Annotated in this window: 17 protein-coding genes; 6 read left to right on the forward strand and 11 right to left on the reverse strand. The window is 69.1% G+C overall.

The features are described from left to right. Nucleotides 1-183: 183 nt before the first annotated feature. Nucleotides 184-636: a hypothetical protein gene (locus NBRGI_RS12670; RefSeq protein ID WP_029895803.1), complete on the forward strand. Its 453-nt coding sequence runs from the start codon at nucleotides 184-186 to the stop codon at nucleotides 634-636. On the opposite strand, the gene NBRGI_RS12675 is transcribed toward NBRGI_RS12670, so the two are convergent. Together NBRGI_RS12675 and NBRGI_RS12680 are read right to left on the reverse strand one after the other, a co-directional pair. Beyond that, on the reverse strand, nucleotides 637-1,137 hold the full coding sequence (locus NBRGI_RS12675; RefSeq protein WP_235210930.1) for a hypothetical protein: 501 nt from the start codon (nucleotides 1,135-1,137) through the stop codon (nucleotides 637-639). A 65-nt stretch (nucleotides 1,138-1,202) separates the two neighbouring features. After that, nucleotides 1,203-2,567 (reverse strand): APC family permease, encoded by a 1,365-nt coding sequence (locus NBRGI_RS12680; protein ID WP_036558769.1) that lies wholly within the window; start codon nucleotides 2,565-2,567, stop codon nucleotides 1,203-1,205. A gap of 207 nt (nucleotides 2,568-2,774) precedes the next feature. Here NBRGI_RS12680 and NBRGI_RS12685 point away from each other — a divergent pair, with 207 nt between their 5' ends. Both NBRGI_RS12685 and NBRGI_RS12690 read left to right on the forward strand, forming a co-directional pair. Further along, complete coding sequence (locus NBRGI_RS12685; RefSeq protein ID WP_370627737.1) at nucleotides 2,775-3,617, forward strand: ABC transporter permease; 843 nt, start codon at nucleotides 2,775-2,777, stop codon at nucleotides 3,615-3,617. Continuing rightward, nucleotides 3,614-4,435, forward strand: a complete 822-nt coding sequence (locus NBRGI_RS12690; protein ID WP_029895810.1) for an ABC transporter permease — start codon at nucleotides 3,614-3,616, stop codon at nucleotides 4,433-4,435. The genes NBRGI_RS12685 and NBRGI_RS12690 overlap by 4 nt, the downstream gene beginning before the upstream one ends. A 2-nt stretch (nucleotides 4,436-4,437) precedes the next feature. Here the strand turns inward: NBRGI_RS12690 and NBRGI_RS12695 are convergent, their stop codons facing one another. Further along, nucleotides 4,438-5,298, reverse strand: a complete 861-nt coding sequence (locus tag NBRGI_RS12695) for a helix-turn-helix domain-containing protein (RefSeq protein ID WP_029895813.1) — start codon at nucleotides 5,296-5,298, stop codon at nucleotides 4,438-4,440. A gap of 179 nt (nucleotides 5,299-5,477) precedes the next feature. Here NBRGI_RS12695 and NBRGI_RS12700 point away from each other — a divergent pair, with 179 nt between their 5' ends. Next, nucleotides 5,478-5,903 carry a ribonuclease domain-containing protein gene (locus NBRGI_RS12700; RefSeq protein WP_029895814.1) on the forward strand — a complete coding sequence of 142 codons (426 nt, stop codon included), beginning with the start codon at nucleotides 5,478-5,480 and terminating at the stop codon, nucleotides 5,901-5,903. A gap of 470 nt (nucleotides 5,904-6,373) precedes the next feature. Continuing rightward, nucleotides 6,374-6,730 carry a DUF4254 domain-containing protein gene (locus NBRGI_RS12705; RefSeq protein ID WP_029895816.1) on the forward strand — a complete coding sequence of 119 codons (357 nt, stop codon included), beginning with the start codon at nucleotides 6,374-6,376 and terminating at the stop codon, nucleotides 6,728-6,730. Nucleotides 6,731-6,918: 188 nt separating this feature from the next. On the opposite strand, the gene NBRGI_RS12710 is transcribed toward NBRGI_RS12705, so the two are convergent. From NBRGI_RS12710 to NBRGI_RS12745, 8 genes are all read right to left on the reverse strand, one after another. Further along, entirely contained in the window at nucleotides 6,919-10,206 is a 3,288-nt protein-coding gene (locus tag NBRGI_RS12710; RefSeq protein WP_029895818.1) for a hypothetical protein, read from the reverse strand. A gap of 60 nt (nucleotides 10,207-10,266) precedes the next feature. Then, on the reverse strand, nucleotides 10,267-10,863 hold the full coding sequence (locus NBRGI_RS12715; RefSeq protein ID WP_029895820.1) for a DUF4126 domain-containing protein: 597 nt from the start codon (nucleotides 10,861-10,863) through the stop codon (nucleotides 10,267-10,269). Between the two features lie 216 nt (nucleotides 10,864-11,079). Then, complete coding sequence (locus tag NBRGI_RS12720; protein ID WP_029895822.1) at nucleotides 11,080-11,877, reverse strand: ABC transporter permease; 798 nt, start codon at nucleotides 11,875-11,877, stop codon at nucleotides 11,080-11,082. A gap of 3 nt (nucleotides 11,878-11,880) precedes the next feature. Next, on the reverse strand, nucleotides 11,881-12,780 hold the full coding sequence (locus NBRGI_RS12725) for a 2-aminoethylphosphonate ABC transporter permease subunit (protein ID WP_029895823.1): 900 nt from the start codon (nucleotides 12,778-12,780) through the stop codon (nucleotides 11,881-11,883). After that, nucleotides 12,777-13,952, reverse strand: coding sequence for an ABC transporter ATP-binding protein (locus NBRGI_RS12730; RefSeq protein WP_029895825.1), 1,176 nt, complete (start codon nucleotides 13,950-13,952; stop codon nucleotides 12,777-12,779). The genes NBRGI_RS12725 and NBRGI_RS12730 overlap by 4 nt, the downstream gene beginning before the upstream one ends. A 28-nt stretch (nucleotides 13,953-13,980) precedes the next feature. Next, the gene (locus NBRGI_RS12735) at nucleotides 13,981-15,054 is read right to left on the reverse strand and encodes a 2-aminoethylphosphonate ABC transporter substrate-binding protein (protein ID WP_029895827.1); all 1,074 of its coding nucleotides are present in this window, start codon (nucleotides 15,052-15,054) and stop codon (nucleotides 13,981-13,983) included. Between the two features lie 66 nt (nucleotides 15,055-15,120). Beyond that, complete coding sequence (locus NBRGI_RS12740) at nucleotides 15,121-15,810, reverse strand: phosphonatase-like hydrolase (RefSeq protein ID WP_029895828.1); 690 nt, start codon at nucleotides 15,808-15,810, stop codon at nucleotides 15,121-15,123. An 8-nt stretch (nucleotides 15,811-15,818) separates the two neighbouring features. Beyond that, nucleotides 15,819-16,946 carry a TIGR03364 family FAD-dependent oxidoreductase gene (locus NBRGI_RS12745; protein WP_029895830.1) on the reverse strand — a complete coding sequence of 376 codons (1,128 nt, stop codon included), beginning with the start codon at nucleotides 16,944-16,946 and terminating at the stop codon, nucleotides 15,819-15,821. A 95-nt stretch (nucleotides 16,947-17,041) separates the two neighbouring features. On the opposite strand from NBRGI_RS12745, the gene NBRGI_RS12750 reads away from it, so the two are divergent. Then, nucleotides 17,042-17,812, forward strand: a complete 771-nt coding sequence (locus NBRGI_RS12750; protein ID WP_235210931.1) for a GntR family transcriptional regulator — start codon at nucleotides 17,042-17,044, stop codon at nucleotides 17,810-17,812. The last annotated feature ends 28 nt before the right edge of the window (nucleotides 17,813-17,840 follow it).

Raw genomic sequence — 17,840 nt, forward strand, 5'->3', positions numbered from 1 at the left:
AATTACTTCCGAGTGGCAGATTAAGGTGTGGTCACTCAGAGTTAGCCGAAGCCCGGTGCGCGCGGCGGCCGACTGGTGGGGAGCTGGGCGAATGCTGCGTGTCGGACCGACGGAAGTGGGTGAAAACGACGTGGAGGGGGGCACTCTCGTTCACGCTATCGATGTGTGTCAGGCGCCGCTGACGTGAACCGTTCGGGTAACGACCGGGTCATCCCCGGCAAGTACCTGCTGCTGGCGGCGCTGCGGGGGTTTCCGCACGCGGACCACCCGATGCTGGAGGCGGCGGGTGAGCTGGCACAGCTGCATCTGGCGCGCGAACGCACCCCGGCCACCGAGTCGATCAAGATCGAGCGGCGGCGGATCCAGCTGGTGCGCACCATCGATCGCTGGGTCACCCTGGCCACTCCGGTCCCGGAACTCGCCGCGGTCGAACACCCCGAAACGGTCGGCCGGCTGGTGGACCGACTCGCCGAGATGACCGCGCAGGCGAGCACCGCACTGACTTATGCCCCGGAACCCGTCTTCTACGACGCGTGGGTGCGCATCGAAGCGCTGGCCGCCGGCTATCAGCAGCTGGTCGAGGATCTGCGCCACGGCATCCGCCGCTTACCGGACGATCCCTACGACGACCGGTGACTACCGGCCGCGGCCGAACAACCGGAACGAGCGAGCCCGCCGCCGCGGCAACGTCGCATAGACCATCGTCATGTCGGCGAACACCTCCGCCTCCCGCTCGCGATCCTCGCCGAAATCGCTGCGGCCCTGCACATGTTCGATCGATCGCGGCGACATCGCAGGCAGCAGCACCGCCAGCGACGGCGGCAGTGGATCGGTGCGCGCCGGCCCCTGCTCGCCGTGACCGAGCAGCATGTGCCCCACCTCGTGCAGGACGATGTGGTCGGCGTTGCGTCCGGTCGCTTCGCTGTCGTAGACGATGATGTCGTCGTGCGTGCGCGCGACCCACAGACCCCCGCCGCCGCAACCGATCTCGTGCAGCAACGCCTTCGGCGCGGTGTGCAGGGTGATGGAGCGACCCCGGTGCGCGGCGACGGCGGCGAGGTACGCGGACAGATCCCACGGGTTGGGGAGGGGCACGGTTCGGGTGGCATCACCGAAACGAGCGTCCATGCTGGTCATCTCGGCACACATTACCCACCGGTTCGCTTCGCGTCACCCGCTGATCCGGGCCGTCGGATCGACTACTACGCGGGCGGTGCGGCGTGCAGATGCTTGATCGCGAAGTGGTTCACACCCCACAGCACGACGCCGATACCGAGCAGGATGCCGGCGATCACATACTGCTGCGGATTGCGGTCGGTGAACGGTGTCACGAGGAAACCGCACGTCAGCGCGCCGATGATGGGCAGCGCGGTCGGCGTGCGGAAATGCTCGTGCGAGACCGGATCTCGTCGCAACACCAGAACGGCGACGTTCACCACGGTGAACACCGCGAGCAGCAGCAGCGCTGTGGTTCCGCCGAGTTCGGGCACCTCGCCGACGAATGCGATCAAGCCGAGCGCGAGCAGGGTGGTGAACAGGATCGCCACGAACGGCGTGCGCCGCCGCGAATGGACGCGGCCGAGCTGCCGGGGCAGCACACCCTGCCTGGCCATGCCGTAGAGCAGGCGGCTGGCCATCAGCATGTTGATCAGCGCGGTGTTCGCCACCGCGATCATGCTGATGTAGGCGAAGACATGGGTCGGAAACGCCGGTGCGCCGACCTGCACCACCTGCAACAGCGGGGTGTCGCCCTGGCCGAGTTCGGCGATCGGCACCAGGGCTACCGCGGTGATGGACACCAGCACGTAGATGAGCGCGGTGATGGCGAGACCGGCCAGCAGCACCTTCGGGAAGATCCGGCTCGGCTGCTTGCACTCCTCGGCCATGTTGACCGAGTCCTCGAAACCGACCATCGCGTAGAACGCCAGGGTGGTGGCCGCGATGACGCCGCCGACGGCGGTCCGGTCGCCGGTCTCGAACTCGGTGATCCGGCTGAAATCGCCGTCCCCGACGCCGAGCGCCCAGCAGCCGATCCCGATGACGATCAGCAGGCCGGTCAGCTCGACGCAGGTGAGCACCACGTTCAGCTTCACACCCTCGCTGACACCGCGCAGATTGATCGCGGCGACGACGAGCATGAAGCCGAGCGCGATCAGCGTGATCACCGCTCCCGGGCCGAGGTCGAGATCGAAGGCCGCGGAGAAGTTGGCGCCGAAGGCCCGGGAGGCGGTCGCCGCGGAGGTGATACCGGAACTCATCACCGCGAACGCCACCATGAAGGTGACGAACTGGATGCCGAAAGCCTTGTGGGTATAGAGGGCCGCGCCCGCCGCGTGCGGATACTTGGTGACCAGTTCCAGATAGCTCATCGCCGTGACCAGTGCGACCAGGAACGAGACCACGAACGGCACCCACACCGCGCCGCCCACCTCGTTCGCGACTTTGCCGGTGAGCGCGTAGATCGACGACCCGAGAATGTCGCCCACCACGAACAGCAGCAGCAAGCCCGGGCCCATCACCCGTTTCAGTTCCGGCTCGGCTGCCCGCTCGGCGGTTGTGTCGGCCATGGTTCCCCTCCCGATCTTTGTGCGACAGATGGATGAAGTACCCGGAATCAGTCGAAAATAGTCGACCGAATCCGGCTTTCGCCGTAACCCGGTCCGACTGGTGAACCGGACCGCCCGCTGTCTCGGTATCCCATAGACAACCGTCCGCGACATGCGGACGGAGCCGGGTTCCCTGGGAACCGGCACGGTTGTCCGCAGGATGAGAGGGTGCGGTCGCAGGATGAGAGCGTGCGGATGAGCCTGCCCGCGGCGGCGCCGCGGCCGCGGTTCGGCGCGGTGGCGCAGTGGTGGGTGCTGACCTGCCGGCTGGTGCGGCCGTCGTGGCGCAACGGCGAGCTGGTCACCGCGGTTGTCGCGCCCACGGTGTTCACCCTCGGGTTCTATGTGCCGCTGAACCTGGTGATGAGCGGATACGGGCACGGACTGAGCAGTTACGCGCAGTTCCTGCTGCCGATGATCGTGATGCAGGCGGTGGCGTTCTGCGCGACCTCGGCCGCGTTCCGGGCCGCGTCCGATGCGCGGGACGGGCTCACCGTGCGGTTCGGGTCGCTGCCGATGCCGTCCGTGGTGCCGTTGGCCGCCCGGACCGCCGCGGCGCTGTACCGTGCCGCCGTTTCGTTGGCGGTTGCCCTGGTATGCGGCTGGGTGATCGGCGTGCGCTTCTACGGAAGCCATTTGGAGACGGTAGGTTTCGTGGTCTTCGCATTGCTGGTGGCGTTGGCGCTCACCCTCGGCGCGGACCTGATCGGCAGTATCGTCGCCAAGCCCGAGGCGATCTCGCAGGCGCTGATCTTCCCGCAGCTCGTTCTCGGCCTGGTGTCGACGGGTTTGGCGCCGGCTCACCAATTCCCCTCCTGGCTGCAAGGATTCGCGCGCAACCAGCCCGTGTCCCAGTTCGTCTACGCGATGCGCGCGCTGGCCGGTGATCCGAGCGGCAACGCCGGTGTCGTGGGCTGGTCGGTGCTCGGGCCCGGATCGGCGTGGGTAGGCGGCCTTTTCCTGATGTTCGGTGGGCTCGGTGCCGTGGTCGCCATGCGGAGGTCGGGATGACCGGAACTCGCGCCGCCTCGGCATTGCCGGTGGTATCCGGCCGCACCGAGACGTGGCGACTGCTGGCGCCGCAGACCGTCATCCAAACGCGGCGGTTGCTGCTGCGCTGGGGGCGTGATCCGTTGACAACGGTGCAGTCGCTGGTGTTTCCGGCGCTGTTGTTGATCGTGTTGAATACCGTGCTCGGCAAGCAGATCTCGGTCTTCGCCGGTGCCAGTGCGCTGTACGGGTCGGTGCCGATGGTGGCTCTGGTGGGGGTGATGTCCGGTTCGCTGGCCGGTGCGATCACGCTGGGCCGGGAGCGCGACCAGGGACTGCTGGCCCGGCTATGGGTGCTGCCGGTGCACCGGGCGTCCGGCTTGGCGTCGCGCATCCTCGCCGAAGCGGTGCGAATCCTGTTGTGCACCACGGTGTTGTTCGCCGTGGGGGTTCTGCTCGGGTTTCGCTTCGAGCAGGGCGTCCTGGCCGGGCTCGCGCTGTTCGGCGTGCCACTGCTGTACGGGCTGGGTTTCGCGACACTGGTCACCGCCGTCGCCACGTGCACTACGAAAGCCGCTCTGGTGGAGGCAGTTTCGCTCGGCTCGTCGCTGATGATGTTCTTCAGCACGGGTTTCGCGCCGCTGAGTGCGTATCCGCGCTGGGCGCAACCGATCGTCGCGCATCAACCGATGACCCATGCGATCGACGCGATGCGCGGTTTGTCCCTCGGCGGTGCGGTCCGTGCGCCGCTGCTCGCCACGATGGCGTGGTCGGTGGGGGCGATCGTGCTGTTCGCGGTGCCCGCGGCCGTCGGCTACCGCCGCGCCAGCCGCGCCTAGGCCTAGCCCATCTTGCCCGCGGCGTCGGTGATCATCGCCGCGGAATCGCGTGGGCTCAGAGCCATGGCACGCAACTGGTCGAAGATCACGCCGAAGCGCCGGATCTCGGGATGGCCCTCGATCAGCTCGTCGCCCGCGATGCCCTCTACGTAGACCAGTTCCGGATCGGCCGGGTCGGGAAAGTCGAGCAGCGTGAACGAACCAGCCATCCCGGGGTGGGCGCCCGCGTCGAACGGCAGGATCTGCAGAATCACGTTCTTGCGCTTGGTTTCCTGGAGCAGCCGGTCCAGCTGGCCGCGCATCACCGCGGGTCCGCCGACGGTGCGCCGGATCGCCGCCTCGTCCATCACCACCCACAGCTCGAGCGGTTCCTCTTTGGTGAGGTTGGCGGCGCGGTCCATCCTGGCGCGGGCTCGGTCCTCCATCACCGACGCCTCCACCTTCGGCATCGAGGTGTCGATCACCGCGGTCGCGTACTCCATGGTCTGCAGCAGTCCAGGAATGGTGGAGGTCTGGTAGTGCCGCGCCGACAGCGCCTCGGCCTCGAAGTTGATGTAGGCCGCGTAGACCTCGGAGACGCTGCCCTCGTAAGCCCGTGACATACCGGGCTTGAGCGCGTCCGAGAGTAGTTCGCCGGCGTCCTCGCGCTGCTCCTCGCTCACGCCGTACAGATCGAGCATCGCCTGCAGGGTGCGTCGTTGCGGCCGAGCCTGCGCGGTCTCGATCCGATACAGCGTGGTGACGTTGATGCCGGTCTTCGCGCTGACCTCTTCTTTGCTGAGTCCGGCGTGTTCGCGCATCTCGTGCAGCATCGCGGCCAATCTGCGCAATCGCACGGTCAGGACGGTGCGCTTGCCTGCCATGACAACATCCCTCCGATGTGCGCCAGCGAAAATCAGAGCGTACCCCGTTCCATGCTGCGCGGAACCGAGGTTTGCGGGCACACATGACATTTCATGCCCGCCGCCCGGCAGCCCAATCTTCACCGCACGGAAACCTGCGGAAACCTGGTGTTCGGCTCGGGGCAGTAGGTTCTGCGCCTATGACTGGGGTGGCATCGATAGCGAAGCGTGTCGGGTTCACCGTTGCCGCGCTGGTGGCGGGCCTGACCCTGGTGCTCGGGTTGTCGACGGGTGCGCAACAAGCGGCACGGCCGGTGCCTGCCGATTCGATCACGCTGGTCGGCGCCAGCGTTCCGCAGCGGGCCTGGGACACGCTCGCGCGCATCGACGCGGGCACCTGGCCGCCGAACGACGGCTCCGGGACCAAAGGCGGCGGCACCTGGCAGAACCGCGACGGCACCCTGCCTCGCACCGATGCGGCAGGCAACGCGATCGCGTATCGCGAGTGGGACGTCAACATCAAACAGCCGGGCCACAACCGCGATGCCGAGCGAATAGTCACCGGCAGCGATCGGTCCGCCTGGTACACAGCCGACCACTACGCGACGTTCACCAGAATGCGCTGAGCGCCGGTTCGATCATCGACTTCCCGTACGGGCTCGGAAGCTTCCGCTTCCGAGTCCGTTTTGTCGTCGTTCGGAGACGGACCGGTCGGTAGTTCGTGATTGCGCGATCGTAGCCAGGCCGATCGGTCTATTAGTCATAATGGCTGGTCCTGGCGTTGTCACTGGGAGTCCTAAGTTGTTGGGGCAGTGCGGGGATGGGCAGTGAAACGGCGGTAGGACACAGTTGGTGCAGCAATGCGGACGCACTCTTGCGTTCTTGCATCTGTAAGAGCATGATCCAGCTAGCCTAGTTGTGAAGAACCGATCCGATGACCGGGATAACCGAATCGAGAGCCAATTATGTTGGTACAAAGCGCGTTGGTGTCGGGTGAAGTCGGGGTGGAGGCATGAGTGCGCCAACGGTGGGGGTACTGCCGACTGCTCCGCAATTGTTGTGTGCCTTTCAAGGGCGCCGTTTCCAGGACCGGGAAATGCTGCGTTCGGCACATGCGCTCGCCGAGCTACATGCTCGGCGGCGCCAGGTCGGAGACTCCGCTCTGATCATTGAAATCGACTGCCGCAGAAGCGAACTGGTCGACGACATCAATGATTGGATCGGCAAGGAGATACCCCAGCATCGCAATGGCGCGTCGCTGCACACCGAAAGTCTCGGTGCGGTGGTGGACCGAATGGCCCGCAGCTGGGTGGACGCCAATCAAGCCATCGACACCGAGGGCGCGCGCAGCGACAATACCCATAAACATTGGTACCACTTGGCCGAACTCGTTGACGGGTACACTGATTTGGTAACCGACGTGGCCGGTGGCCGCCGTCGATTGCCTTCGTGAAAGTGGCGCTCGGACCCGACAGCGCCACAGCCTCCTAGGCGACGTGCCGGGCGCAAATCATCCGACCAGTGATTTCGCCCGGGCATTCACGTTGTCGCACAGTGACGGCGGGCGCAACGGGGCGCCTCGCCCGGCGTGCCGCGTGGTCGACTGGCGCGGCACGCCCGCTGAAAACCCGCCTTCCGCAATCACTCCGCAACAGTGAAGACCTCGTGCGCGGCGAATCGCACATCCTCCTGCTCGTGCGTCCGCATTCGGGCGAGTAGTTCGACCCAGTCCGCGCTCCAGCCGAAATGACTGCCGCACTGCGAGATCAACGTCAGCGCGCAGAGCGCTGCCGCCGTCGAGTCGGCGGACACCGCCCGTACCACCGCTGCCATGGTGTCCGCGTCAACGACATTCGGAGCGGCCGCCAGCCGGGCCCGCAGCCGTTGCGCCGGATAGGTCAGCAGTGCGCCCTGCGCGTGCGCACATGCCTGCCGGATGGCCAGCACCCCGGAATCCGCTTCGGCCCACTGGATCCGGGTGAGCCGTAGATCGATGGCCGCACGTTGCCAGCCGGGCTCGTGCGCGAGCCGGGCGGCGACGGTCGCGGCGGTCGTGCGGGCCTGCTCCGAACTTTCGGCCGCGGTGGCCAGCGCGTCGAGCAAGGTCGAGAGTCGCTGGCGCGCAGGCAGATCACGATCGGACAGCACGACGCCCGCCGAGGCGAGCAGTCGATCGACGGCCGCCGGAACACGCGCGTGGAAACCGCCGTGCACGAGCACGGGCACCACCTGCCGCCACAACCCGACCTCGCTGAGGTCGGTCAGCCTGCGCACCAAGAGGTCTCCGGTGTCGCCGGGCGCCCAGCGGTGCCAGGTACCCAGCACCCGCAGCGCCGTGCCGGCGAGCGCGGTATCCGGATCGGCGGCCACCGTATGGACGAGTTCGGCCATGCGATGCCGCTGCGCGACCGGAAGGTCGCCGGGGGTGAGCGCCAGCACCTCGCTCGCCACCTCGGGCAGCCGTACGGCCGCGTCCAGGATCTGCCAGGCCTCGTCGTGCCCCAGCAGCCAACGGCAGCCGAAGACGATGGCGCGCCGCACGTCTCGGTGCTGGCCCGGGCGATCCCAGAGCGCTCGCAGCGTGGCCATCGCTTCGGGCGCGTGCAACGCCGCCAGCAGACGCACGCCCTCTTTCACGGAGGTGACCTTGGGGGCGTCCAGCAGTGGTCGCAAGGCCACCGCGAGCTGGTCGGGGGCGATACTCCCGGCGCGGGAAGCCATGCCGCTCACCGCGACCCGGGCGCGGTCGCCGGTCACGTAGCGGCCGAGTATGTCGATGGCGGCCGCGGCCGGATCGCTGCGGCCGAGCGCGGTGAGCGCGGCCTCGGCCACCGTGAGCTCCGGGTCGTCCAGATACTCGCATAAGCGGGCGACGCTCTCGGGCAGGCGGCCCAAACGTTGGATCGCCCATGCTTTCTCCCACGGTGCGGTCTGCTTCGACCGCGCCAGCGCGGTGAGCGCGCGGGCGTACAGCTCGACCTGTCGCGGCGTCCATCCGCCGAACCCGGTCGAGAAGTCCGGCACCATACGCACTTTGGGTGAACTGAAGCGGCCCGGGTTCGCCCCGGCGAGGACCAGGCCGAGCAGATCGGTGCGCCGCGTCGCGATCAACTGCCGCACCCGGGGCAACGCGATGAGGGAACGGTCACGGTGCAGCAGGACGGCCAGGTGCTCGTCGCGGGTGGCCGGGTTCGCCAGCACCAGATCGACGGCGGTACGGATGACGTGGTCGTCGCGCGCGCCGCAGGCGCGTAGGAGCAACTGCTGCAACGCCGGGACCTGCCAGGCGCGCCGGTCCAGGCCCTGGGTGAGGCGCAGCGTCAGATCCCACTCGTCGCGGGCGGCGGCGCTGTCGAGCCGCGGGCGCAGGGTATCGAAGAGGCGGTGCTCCGCGCCGTGCGGCAGGTCCCGGTGCAGCTGCCACAGCGGTACCGAACTCTCTTGCGCGGCAAGGCTTTCGATAATGCGTAAGGCCGCGCCCGCGAAGGCGGTTTCGCCGGTGCGGGCCCCGTGCACGAGCAGCGTACGGGCGATCCGGCCGACTGCGTCGATGGTCGCGGACGATCGGTCTCGCGCCTGTACGGCATCGGCGGTCAGCATTTCCAGCGCGGGCAGGTGGGCACCGCGTAACAGCGTGGGCGGGATCCGGCCGATCGCCTGTAACGCGATGCGCCGCACCGGGTCCTGCTCGTTGCGCAGCCGGCGCAGCAGGTCGAGCAGCGCGCCGACCGCTTCGGGATCGCGGCTGCCGATCGCGGCGGTCACCAGCAGCGGATAGGCCTGCGCGCGTTCCTCGGCCGTCGGTCGGCGAATGCTCTCGCGTAATGCGGGTTCGGCCTCGTCCCACGGCAGGCGGGCGATCAAGCGCTCGCGGACGGCTCGAACCTCGGTGCCGCCGTGCTTGGTGAGCAGCAGCCGGACGAGTGCCGTCCGCTCGTCTCGGGGCACCTGGTCCAGCGCGTCGAGATCGACCCGCGCGGGATCGGTGCCGGGCCGGATGAACACCTGGATCACCGCGGCCCGCCGGGCCGGCGCCAGCGTGCGCAGGAAGGCCCGTCGCTGGTGGTCGGGGTAGGCGGCGCACAGGGCGATCAACCGCTCGTCCGGTAGTTCGCGCAACGCGGTGAACAGGGCACGTCCGGTCAGGCCGGTGCCGCGTCCACTCGGATGCAGGATCAAGGCGCCGACCGCGTCCACGTCGTGCCGGGCCAGCGCGCCGACGGTGCGGTGCAGCCCGGCGAGCGGCACATATCGGACCGCGCGGGCGGCAAGGGCGAGGAGCCGGTCCGGGTGGTGTAGTGCGCAGGTGTCGGCGCCCGCGGCGATCCAGGGCCACAGGTGCGGCCACTCCGCTTCACCGGCCAGCGCGGCGAGGCCCTCCAGATGACCGAGCACGAGATCGGAGTGTTTGCGGTGCAGCGTGCGCCAATTCGGCGTGGCGTAGTCGAGCCGTGGCAGGTACTCGGCGACCACCGCCGCGGAGCAGTACGGCAGGATATGCGCCGCCTCCGCATCGCCGAAATGCGTTCTTATCTCGGGCAGTAGCGCATCGGCCAGATCCGGGCCCGCCGAACGACGCCCGATCGCGCGATACAGCGTGCGCCGGACACGGTGCGGAAATCGCGACACCCGTGCGACCAGCTCCGCCGGGGCGACGCCGACGCGCACCAGTCCGGCGAGCGCGCGGCACCCGAATTCCGCTTCCGCCGAATCGAGTTGAGCGAGCAGGTGGGCGCGGTCAGCGGCGATCGTGGCCAGTTGGCCGGCGAGGACGCGCTCGTAGTGGCCGCGCGCCCCGAGGTCGCTGAGCAGTGCGCCGAGCTCGGGTGTGCCGCGCAGGCGCAGGGCCGTGCCGGCGATCGCGCGCCTGCGCTGCGGTGCGGCCAGCGGTTCGAGGTCCTTCAGGAGTTTTGTCGCCGGTGCTGCCATGGTTCGACGGCCCGCCTTTCGGATACCGCTGGGTGGGAGCTGACGAGGTCCGTGGGGGAATCAGATCGCGGGCGCGTGCCGCGCCGCCCTGCGCTCCCGGCGGCGGCGCAGATAGCGGCGGATGCGGGTGGCGAGGAAGGCCACCAGGACCGAACCGAGCACGAGCAGCACGCCCGCGATGATTGCCGCCGGGATCGGATGGAAGATCGCCAGCGTGATGATCCCGGCGACCGCGGTGTCCTCCGCGGTGCTCGCCACGACATTGCTGACCGGCTCCGGCGAGGTGTTGATCGCCATCCGCATGCCCGCCTTGACCAGATGACTGGCCAGCGCGCTGAAGCCACCGACCGCGCCGGCCGCCAGCTCCGGCAGCGAACCGTCCTGTCCCGCAATCAAAGCCGCCACCACCGCGCCCGAGAGGGGACGCACCACGGTGTGGAACGCATCCCAGAACGAATCCAGGTACGGGATCTTGTCCGCCACCGCTTCGATCAGGAACAGCACCGCGGCGGCGATCAGCACATCGGTCCGCTGCAGCGCCGCGGGCACCGAATCGGCGAGGCCGGTGCGCCCGAAGAGGCCGAGCAGCAGGACGACGGCGTACGCGTTCACCCCGCTCGCCCAGCCCGCGGTGAAGATCAACGGAAGTGCGGTCACCTCGCCATCCTAGGGCCTGTTTCATGAGTCACGGCGGCGCCTTCGGGGTCCAGCTCGCCGCCTGGCCGCGTTGTCGTCGTCGCCGATACAACCCCCGGTATCGGCTCCTCCTCCGCCTTGCCAGGCGACGAGCTGGACCCCGAATGCATCCACCGTGACTCATGAAGCAGGCCCGGGCGGGGCGGCGCGCACCGGCCGGGACCAACGCGGCCCGGGTCAGCGCAGGGTCGCGCGGCTGCGGATCCGCCCGAGCAGGATGAGCGCCACCAGGGTGGTCAGCACGAGCAGGGTGGTGCTCGCCGCCGCGTCGAAGACCTCGCCGCGATCGGTCTGGGCGAAGATGCTGACCGGCAGCGTCTTCCAGGTGGCCGGGTACACCATGACGGTGGCGCCGAGTTCGCCCATCGACAGCGCGACGGCCAGGCCCGCGGCCGCGCCGAGAGCCGGCAGCAGCAAGGGCAACGTCACCTGGAACAGGACCCTGGCCGGTCCCGCGCCCAGCGATTCGGCGGCTTGCCGGTAGCCGGGGTCGATCCGGTCCAGCGCGGCCGATACCGCACTGAACGCGTACGCCAGCACCAGCACCGAATGCGCAAGGACGACAATCCATTTCGTGCCGCCGAGCAGGGCGGGCCGCTCGTTGAACGCGATCAGCACGCCGAGGCCGACGGCGACCGACGGGACCGCGACCGGCAGGTGGAACACGGCATCGGTGCAGCGCCGCCACCAGCCGGGCGCCTCGCGCGCCGCCAGCGCCGCCCAGGTGCCGAGCACCAGCGAGACGGCGCCGGCCAGCAGCGCGGTCTGCAGGCTCACCGAGAGGCTGGCCGCCTGCTCGCCGGACAGCGCCCGCCCGAAGTTGGCGAAGCCGAGGTCCGCGGGCAGCGGGCCGGTCCAGCTGCCCGCCAGCGCGGCCGCCGCCACCGTCGCGATCGGGGCGAGGAACACCACGAGCACGACGAGCGCGAACCCCGCCAGCACGACGGCTCTGCCCTTTTTCGTCCACACCAGCATGATTCAGTCCTTCTTCGCGGCGGCACCGGTGAACCGGGCGAACACGAGCCGGTAGCCGATGTAGAGCGTGAGCGACAACAGCACCTGTACCGAGGCGAGGACCGCGGCGCCGGGCAGGTCGAACGTGACGATGCCGCGCGTGTAGATCAGCGCGGGCAGCGTCAGCACGCCCTTCGCGCCGGTGAACAGCACGATGCCGAACTCGTTGAGCGTCAACAGCAGGACCAGGCTGCCGCCCGCCGCCAGCGCGGGCCAGGCCTCCGGAAGCACCACCTGACGCAGGACGCGCCACGGCGAAGCGCCCAGGCTCGCGGCGACATCGAGTTGTTCCCGCGGCAACTGCGCGAAAGCGGCCAGCAGCGGCCGCACCACGAACGGCGTGAAAAACGTGATCTCGGCGAGTATTACGCCGAGCGGGGTGGTGAGGAAGTCCAGTGCCGGCTCGGTGCCGCCGGTCAGCTCGGCGATCAGCGCGTTGACCGCGCCCGCGGTGCCGTAGAGGAACGTGAACGCCAGCGTGATCAGGAACGACGGCAGCGTCAGCACCGTATCGATGAGCCGGCCCACCACCTGTGCGCCGGGGAACGGCACGAAGGCGAGCACGATGGCCAGGAAGGTGCCGAGCAACAGGCACCCGGCGGTGGACAGGGCCGCGATGGACACCGTGCGCCACAACGCGTTCCGGAACGATTCGGAGCCGAGCACGTCTGACCACACTGTGGTGCCCCGGCCGGACGGCGTCACGGTCGACTCGGCGAGTACCCGGACGATCGGGTACACCGCGATGCACAGCACGACCAGCATCGGCGGCAGGCTCCACAGCACTGGTTTCCAGTTGCGTTGCCGCGCAGGTCGCTGCGGGCTCGGCCCGGTGATCGGTTCGAGCAGAACAGGCGTGCTCATGCGTCCGACCCCACCGCGCGGGGGATGAGGACACCGGCCGGGTCGGGGAAGCGGACCCCGACGACCGTGCCGACCGCCGTCTCCACGTGACCGGGGACGTCGGCGGTGACCTCGTCGGCCAGCCCGTCGATGGCGAGGTGCAACCGGGTCGAGGCACCCCGCCAGACCGCGGTGGTCACCGTGCCGCGCAGCGCGTCTCGTTCGGAGGTGGCGCCGATCCGGATGGTGTGCGGGCGCACACACAGCAGCGCGGGCGAGTCCGGAGCCCAATTCTCCTGACCGACACCGGGTGTGGGCGCTTCCGCCCGCAGTGTCCGGGTGCCGACGGTGACCAGCGCCGCGCCGCCGGACACCCGGTTCACGGTGCAGGACAGCAGGTTCGCTCCGCCGAGGAAGGCGGCGGTGAAGTCGGAAGGCGGGCGACGCCAGAGATTTTCGGCGGTGTCGATGTCGACCAGGCGAGCGTCACGCATGACGGCGATGCGATCGGCCAAGGCGAGTGCCTCGGTTTGGTCGTGGGTCACATACAGCATGGCCGTGTCCGGCAGCGCGGCCCGCAACTGCTGTAACTCGCCGAGCATGGATTGGCGCAGCTGGGCGTCTAGCGCGGCGAGCGGTTCGTCGAGCAGCAACACCTTGGGCCGGATGGCCAGCGCCCTGGCGATCGCCACCCGCTGCTGCTGGCCGCCGGACAGTTCCCGGGGCAGTCGCTTGGCGTAGGCCCCCATGCCGACCATGTCCAGCGCCTCGGTGACCCGCGCGCCGATCTCCTCGCGCGGCACGCGTTGTGCCTTCAGGCCGAAGGCGACGTTGCCGTGCACGGTCATATGCGGGAACAGCGCGTACGACTGCACGACGACACCGATCCCGCGCTTGGCCGGGGAGAGTTCGGTGACGTCGCGACCGGCCAGCCGGACCGCGCCCGAGGTCGGCCGGACGAATCCGGCCAAGGCCTTGAGTGCCGTCGATTTGCCCGAACCGCTCGGTCCCAGCAGGGCGACCGTCTCGCCCGCGGCGACGCGCAGGGTGAAATCGGCCAGCGCGACCGTGGTTTTGCGGCCGCTGCGATAGCTGACGCCGACCCGGTCGAAGACGATCGCCGGTTCGGCGACGGCCCGTGTCGTGGTCGGGGCTGAGGTGGATGACTCGGTGCGCGCGTCACCGGTGGACATGATCGACTCCCTTGTGCGCTAAGCTGTTTCAGCTACCGGTGGCCTTCTGGTACGCGGCGAGGTCGCCGTCCAGATCTGTGAGCACCTTGTCCCAGTCGACCGGCAGCAACTCGACACCCTGCAACACCGAACTCGGCGACGGCCCGGAGCCGGCGGCCGGGGTCTCGCGCAGTTCGGCCCGCGCGGGCACCGCGAAAGCGTCTGTGCCCAGCGACCGCTGCGCCTGGGCCGAGAGCAGGAACTCCATCAACTTCTCGGCGTCGGCCTGATGTGGCGCACCCTTGGCCAGGCCCATCACGTACGGCACCGCGACGGTCGCCTTCTTGCCGTCGGCCGCGGCCGGGAAGAACACGCTGAACTTCGAGCCCTTCTCCTTGATGGTGGTCAGGTTCATCTGCACGTCTCCGTTGGCGATGCTCAGCTCGCCCTTGTCGACCTTGGCCTGCAGCTTGCCGGTGGACGAGGACGGTCCGACGTTGTTGGCCTGCAACTTGGCCAGGTAGTCGAGGGCGCCCTGCTTGCCGAGCAGCTTCTGCAACAGGATCAAGACCGCGGTGCCGTCGCCGGCCTGGCCGGGCGTCGAATACTGCAGCTTGCCTTTGAATTCCGGCTTCAGCAGGTCGTCCCAGGTGAGCGCCTTCGCGTCGACCGCGGGGTTGGCGATGAAGCACAGGTAGTTGTTCGCCAGCGTGACGTATTTGCCCTCGGCGTCCTTGTCCGCGGCCGGGACGGCGCTGGTGTCCACGCCGCTGTCCTGCAGCAGCCCAGCGGCTTTCGCCTTCTGGATGAACGGCGGCAGGGTGACGACGACGTCGGCCTGCGGGTTGGCCTGCTCCTTGTCGACCCGGTTGACGACCTCGCCCGAGCCGGCCTCGACCAGGTTGACCGCGATGCCGGTCTGCTTCTTGAACTCGGCGAACTGGTTCTGGTACCAGCTGCCTACGCCGTCGGCGGAATAGACCGTGACGGTCTTGCCGCTCCCGCTGTCCGTTCCGGTGCCGCCGCAGGCCGCGGTGGCCGCGACGGTGGTGACGGCGGCGACGAACAGCGCGGCCCGGGACAGGCGGCGTGCGAGGCGGGTCTGCGTGTTGGAAGTACGCACGTGACTACAACTTTCGGTTCGTGATGGGGTCGGCGTCGAAGGAATGGTCGGGCGTGGACGGGCCGGTCAGGAACGTTCGGCCAGGATCAGTTCGGCGAATTCGACGACCGAGGCCACCACGTGGGTGGCGCCCGCCGCGCGCAGCTGCGCCTCGTCGTGCGCGCCGGTGAGCGTGCCCGCGACGATCTGTGCGCCCGCGGCCAGGCCGGTGGCGATATCGCTGGTCGTATCGCCCAGTACCGCAACCCGATCCACCGCATCGGCCTGCAGGCGCAGCAGTGCGGTGAGCACCAGGTCGGGATAGGGGCGTCCGCGTCCGGCGTCGGCGGGCGCCAGCGTCAGATCGGCGATGTCCTGCCAGCCGAGCGCGCGCAGCAGACGGTCCTGGGTCGAGCGGCTGAAGCCGGTGGTGAGCGCGACCTTGACGCCCGCACCGCGCAGCTTGCCGATCGCCGTGGCCGCACCGGGCACCGGTGCGATCTCGACCTCGTCGATCAGCGCCTCGTACGCGGCCTCGAAGGCAAGGTTGGCCTGCTGGGCGCGGTCCTCGGCGCCGAGTAGCGCGCGGAACACGGCGATCTTGGACTGGCCCATGGTGTCGAGCACGTAGGTGCGGGCCGCCTCGCGCTCCGGTCCCTCGGCCGCGATGCCCGCCGCCGTGGCGGCGGCCTCGAAGGCGCGCAGCACCAGGCCGCCGTCGGCCACAGTGGTGCCCGCCATGTCCAGCACGGCCAGTTGAATAGTGTTGTCCGACAAGGCAATCCTCACAGATTCAGGAGTTCGGCGGTTTCCTCGCCGAGTGCGGGTCCGAGGGTCATGCCGCGGCCGCCCGGGCCGGTGACGACCCAGGTGTGGTCTCCGGCCGCGGCGCGGGTGACGAGTGCGCAGGGGTCGGTGCTCTGGCTGTACACGCCCGCCCAGCGCCGAACCACCTGCGGCAGTGCGCGTCCGAGCAGTTCCTCGGTGACCGCGGTGAGATGTTCGTACGGCGCCTCGTCCACGTCGAAGGCGAACGGCTCGTCGTATTCGTGGGTGTCGCCGATGGTCAAGCCGCCGTGCAAGCGCTGCACGCAGAGCAGCTGCATCTTGTGCTCGGCGGCGGTCGCCGATTGGGACTGCTCGCGATTCAGCGTGTCGACCGCCGCACCCGCGAAGCCGGGGTAGTAGCGGAAGCTGTCGCCGTCGGCGATGGCGGTGGTGAGCGGTTCGCCGAGCGGCGCGGTCTGCATCATCTGCAACCGAACCCGGCGCACCGGCAGCACGCCGGCCAGCTCGCGGGCCAGTCCGGTGTGTGCCGCGCCGGGGCACACCAGCACCAGGTCCGCTTCGAATCGGCGGCCCTGGTCGTCGCGCACGGTCGCACCGGCGGCGGTATCGGTGACGGACCTGGCTTCGGTACCCGCGTGGAAGGTGTAGCGACCGGTGGCCGCGAGGTAGGCGCGGATCGCGGGCAGCGCCTGCCGGGACTCCACCGCGGCATCGGCCGAACAATGCAGCCCGGCAAGGAATTTGCCGCGCAGTGCGGGGTTTATCGCACGTACCTCGGCGGGCTCCAGCAATGCGAAACCGCGGGATTCGGCCGACGGGTCCGCCACGGCTTGTTCGGCGACCGCCAGCTCGGCGGGCGTGCGCACCAGCGTGATCGATCCGGCGGGACGGAAGCCGACGCCGGGGACCTTGCCGCCGAGTTCCTCCCACAGCTGCCGGGAACGCAGGGTCAGCTCGAGTTCGCCCGCGGCCCGGCCGGAGACCCACACCAGGCCGAAGTTGCGGACCGTGGCGCCGCGCGCCTCGGTCTCCCGCTCGACCTGCACAACCTCGTGACCGCGGCGGACGGCGGCCAGGGCGTGTGCGGTGCCGAGGATCCCACCGCCGATGATGACCAATCGCATGCGACCATGGTGCACATTGGTCTAGACCAACGGGTGTTAGTGGTGCGAACGGTAGGTTAACAATTGGTATAGACCAATTGCGGTACGCTGTGGGCATGGACGCGACGGAGGTGGGCAGGGTCGGTGCCGCGGCGGGCGGCGGTGGCGGGCGCGCGGAGTTCGCGCTCCCGGACCGGTTGCCGAAGTCCTATCGCGTGCGCACCGAGATCGAGGCGATCCTCGGGGAACTGCACGAGGGGGATCCGGTTCCGTCCGAACGGGATCTGGCCGTGCGATTCGAGGTGGCACGGGAAACGGTGCGGCAGGCGCTGCGAGATCTGCTGGTGGAGGGGCGGATTCGCAGACAGGGTCGTGGCACGGTGGTCTCGCGCCCGAAAATGGTGCAGCCGCTGTCGCTACGCTCCTACACCGAAGGGGCGATCAGTTACGGGCGCGTGCCCGGCCGGTTGCTCGTCGGCTGGGACGACGTGCCCGCCGATGCCGATGTGGCCCGTGATCTCGCTGTGCCCGTGGGTACTTCGGTCATGCACCTGGAGCGGGTGCTGCTCGCCGACGGCGAACGGATCGGGCTCGAGAGCACCTTCCTGCCGCTGCATCGGTTCGCCGATCTGCGCACCAGCTACGACCCCACCACTTCGCTGTACGCGGCGGTGCGCGCCGCGGGCGTCGCCTTCGGCCGCGCTACCGAACGCATCGAAACCGTCCTCGCCTCACCCCGCGAGGCCGCCCTGCTCGAATGCACCACGGCGCTGCCCCTGCTGCTCCTGCACCGCCGCAGTGTCGACACCGACGGCGCGCCCATCGAACGGGTCCGCGGCCTCTACCGGGGTGATCGCATCGCCTTCGAAGCGCGCCTCGATGAATAGATCTGTGTAGCAGTCGGTTTCGTGGGGC

The organism is Nocardia brasiliensis IFM 10847 (assembly GCF_000710915.1).
In the GTDB taxonomy this organism is placed as follows: domain Bacteria; phylum Actinomycetota; class Actinomycetes; order Mycobacteriales; family Mycobacteriaceae; genus Nocardia; species Nocardia brasiliensis_A.

Coding starts and splice junctions, on each gene's coding strand:
- NBRGI_RS12680 (WP_036558769.1), bottom strand. CDS start 2,567: ATGGCCGACACAACCGCCGAGCGGGCAGCCGAGCCGGAACTGAAACGG.
- NBRGI_RS12710 (WP_029895818.1), bottom strand. CDS start 10,206: ATGGCAGCACCGGCGACAAAACTCCTGAAGGACCTCGAACCGCTGGCC.
- NBRGI_RS12720 (WP_029895822.1), bottom strand. CDS start 11,877: ATGCTGGTGTGGACGAAAAAGGGCAGAGCCGTCGTGCTGGCGGGGTTC.
- NBRGI_RS12675 (WP_235210930.1), bottom strand. CDS start 1,137: ATGACCAGCATGGACGCTCGTTTCGGTGATGCCACCCGAACCGTGCCC.
- NBRGI_RS12690 (WP_029895810.1), top strand. CDS start 3,614: ATGACCGGAACTCGCGCCGCCTCGGCATTGCCGGTGGTATCCGGCCGC.
- NBRGI_RS12700 (WP_029895814.1), top strand. CDS start 5,478: ATGACTGGGGTGGCATCGATAGCGAAGCGTGTCGGGTTCACCGTTGCC.
- NBRGI_RS12730 (WP_029895825.1), bottom strand. CDS start 13,952: ATGTCCACCGGTGACGCGCGCACCGAGTCATCCACCTCAGCCCCGACC.
- NBRGI_RS12705 (WP_029895816.1), top strand. CDS start 6,374: ATGCTGCGTTCGGCACATGCGCTCGCCGAGCTACATGCTCGGCGGCGC.
- NBRGI_RS12750 (WP_235210931.1), top strand. CDS start 17,042: ATGGACGCGACGGAGGTGGGCAGGGTCGGTGCCGCGGCGGGCGGCGGT.
- NBRGI_RS12695 (WP_029895813.1), bottom strand. CDS start 5,298: ATGGCAGGCAAGCGCACCGTCCTGACCGTGCGATTGCGCAGATTGGCC.
- NBRGI_RS12745 (WP_029895830.1), bottom strand. CDS start 16,946: ATGCGATTGGTCATCATCGGCGGTGGGATCCTCGGCACCGCACACGCC.
- NBRGI_RS12725 (WP_029895823.1), bottom strand. CDS start 12,780: ATGAGCACGCCTGTTCTGCTCGAACCGATCACCGGGCCGAGCCCGCAG.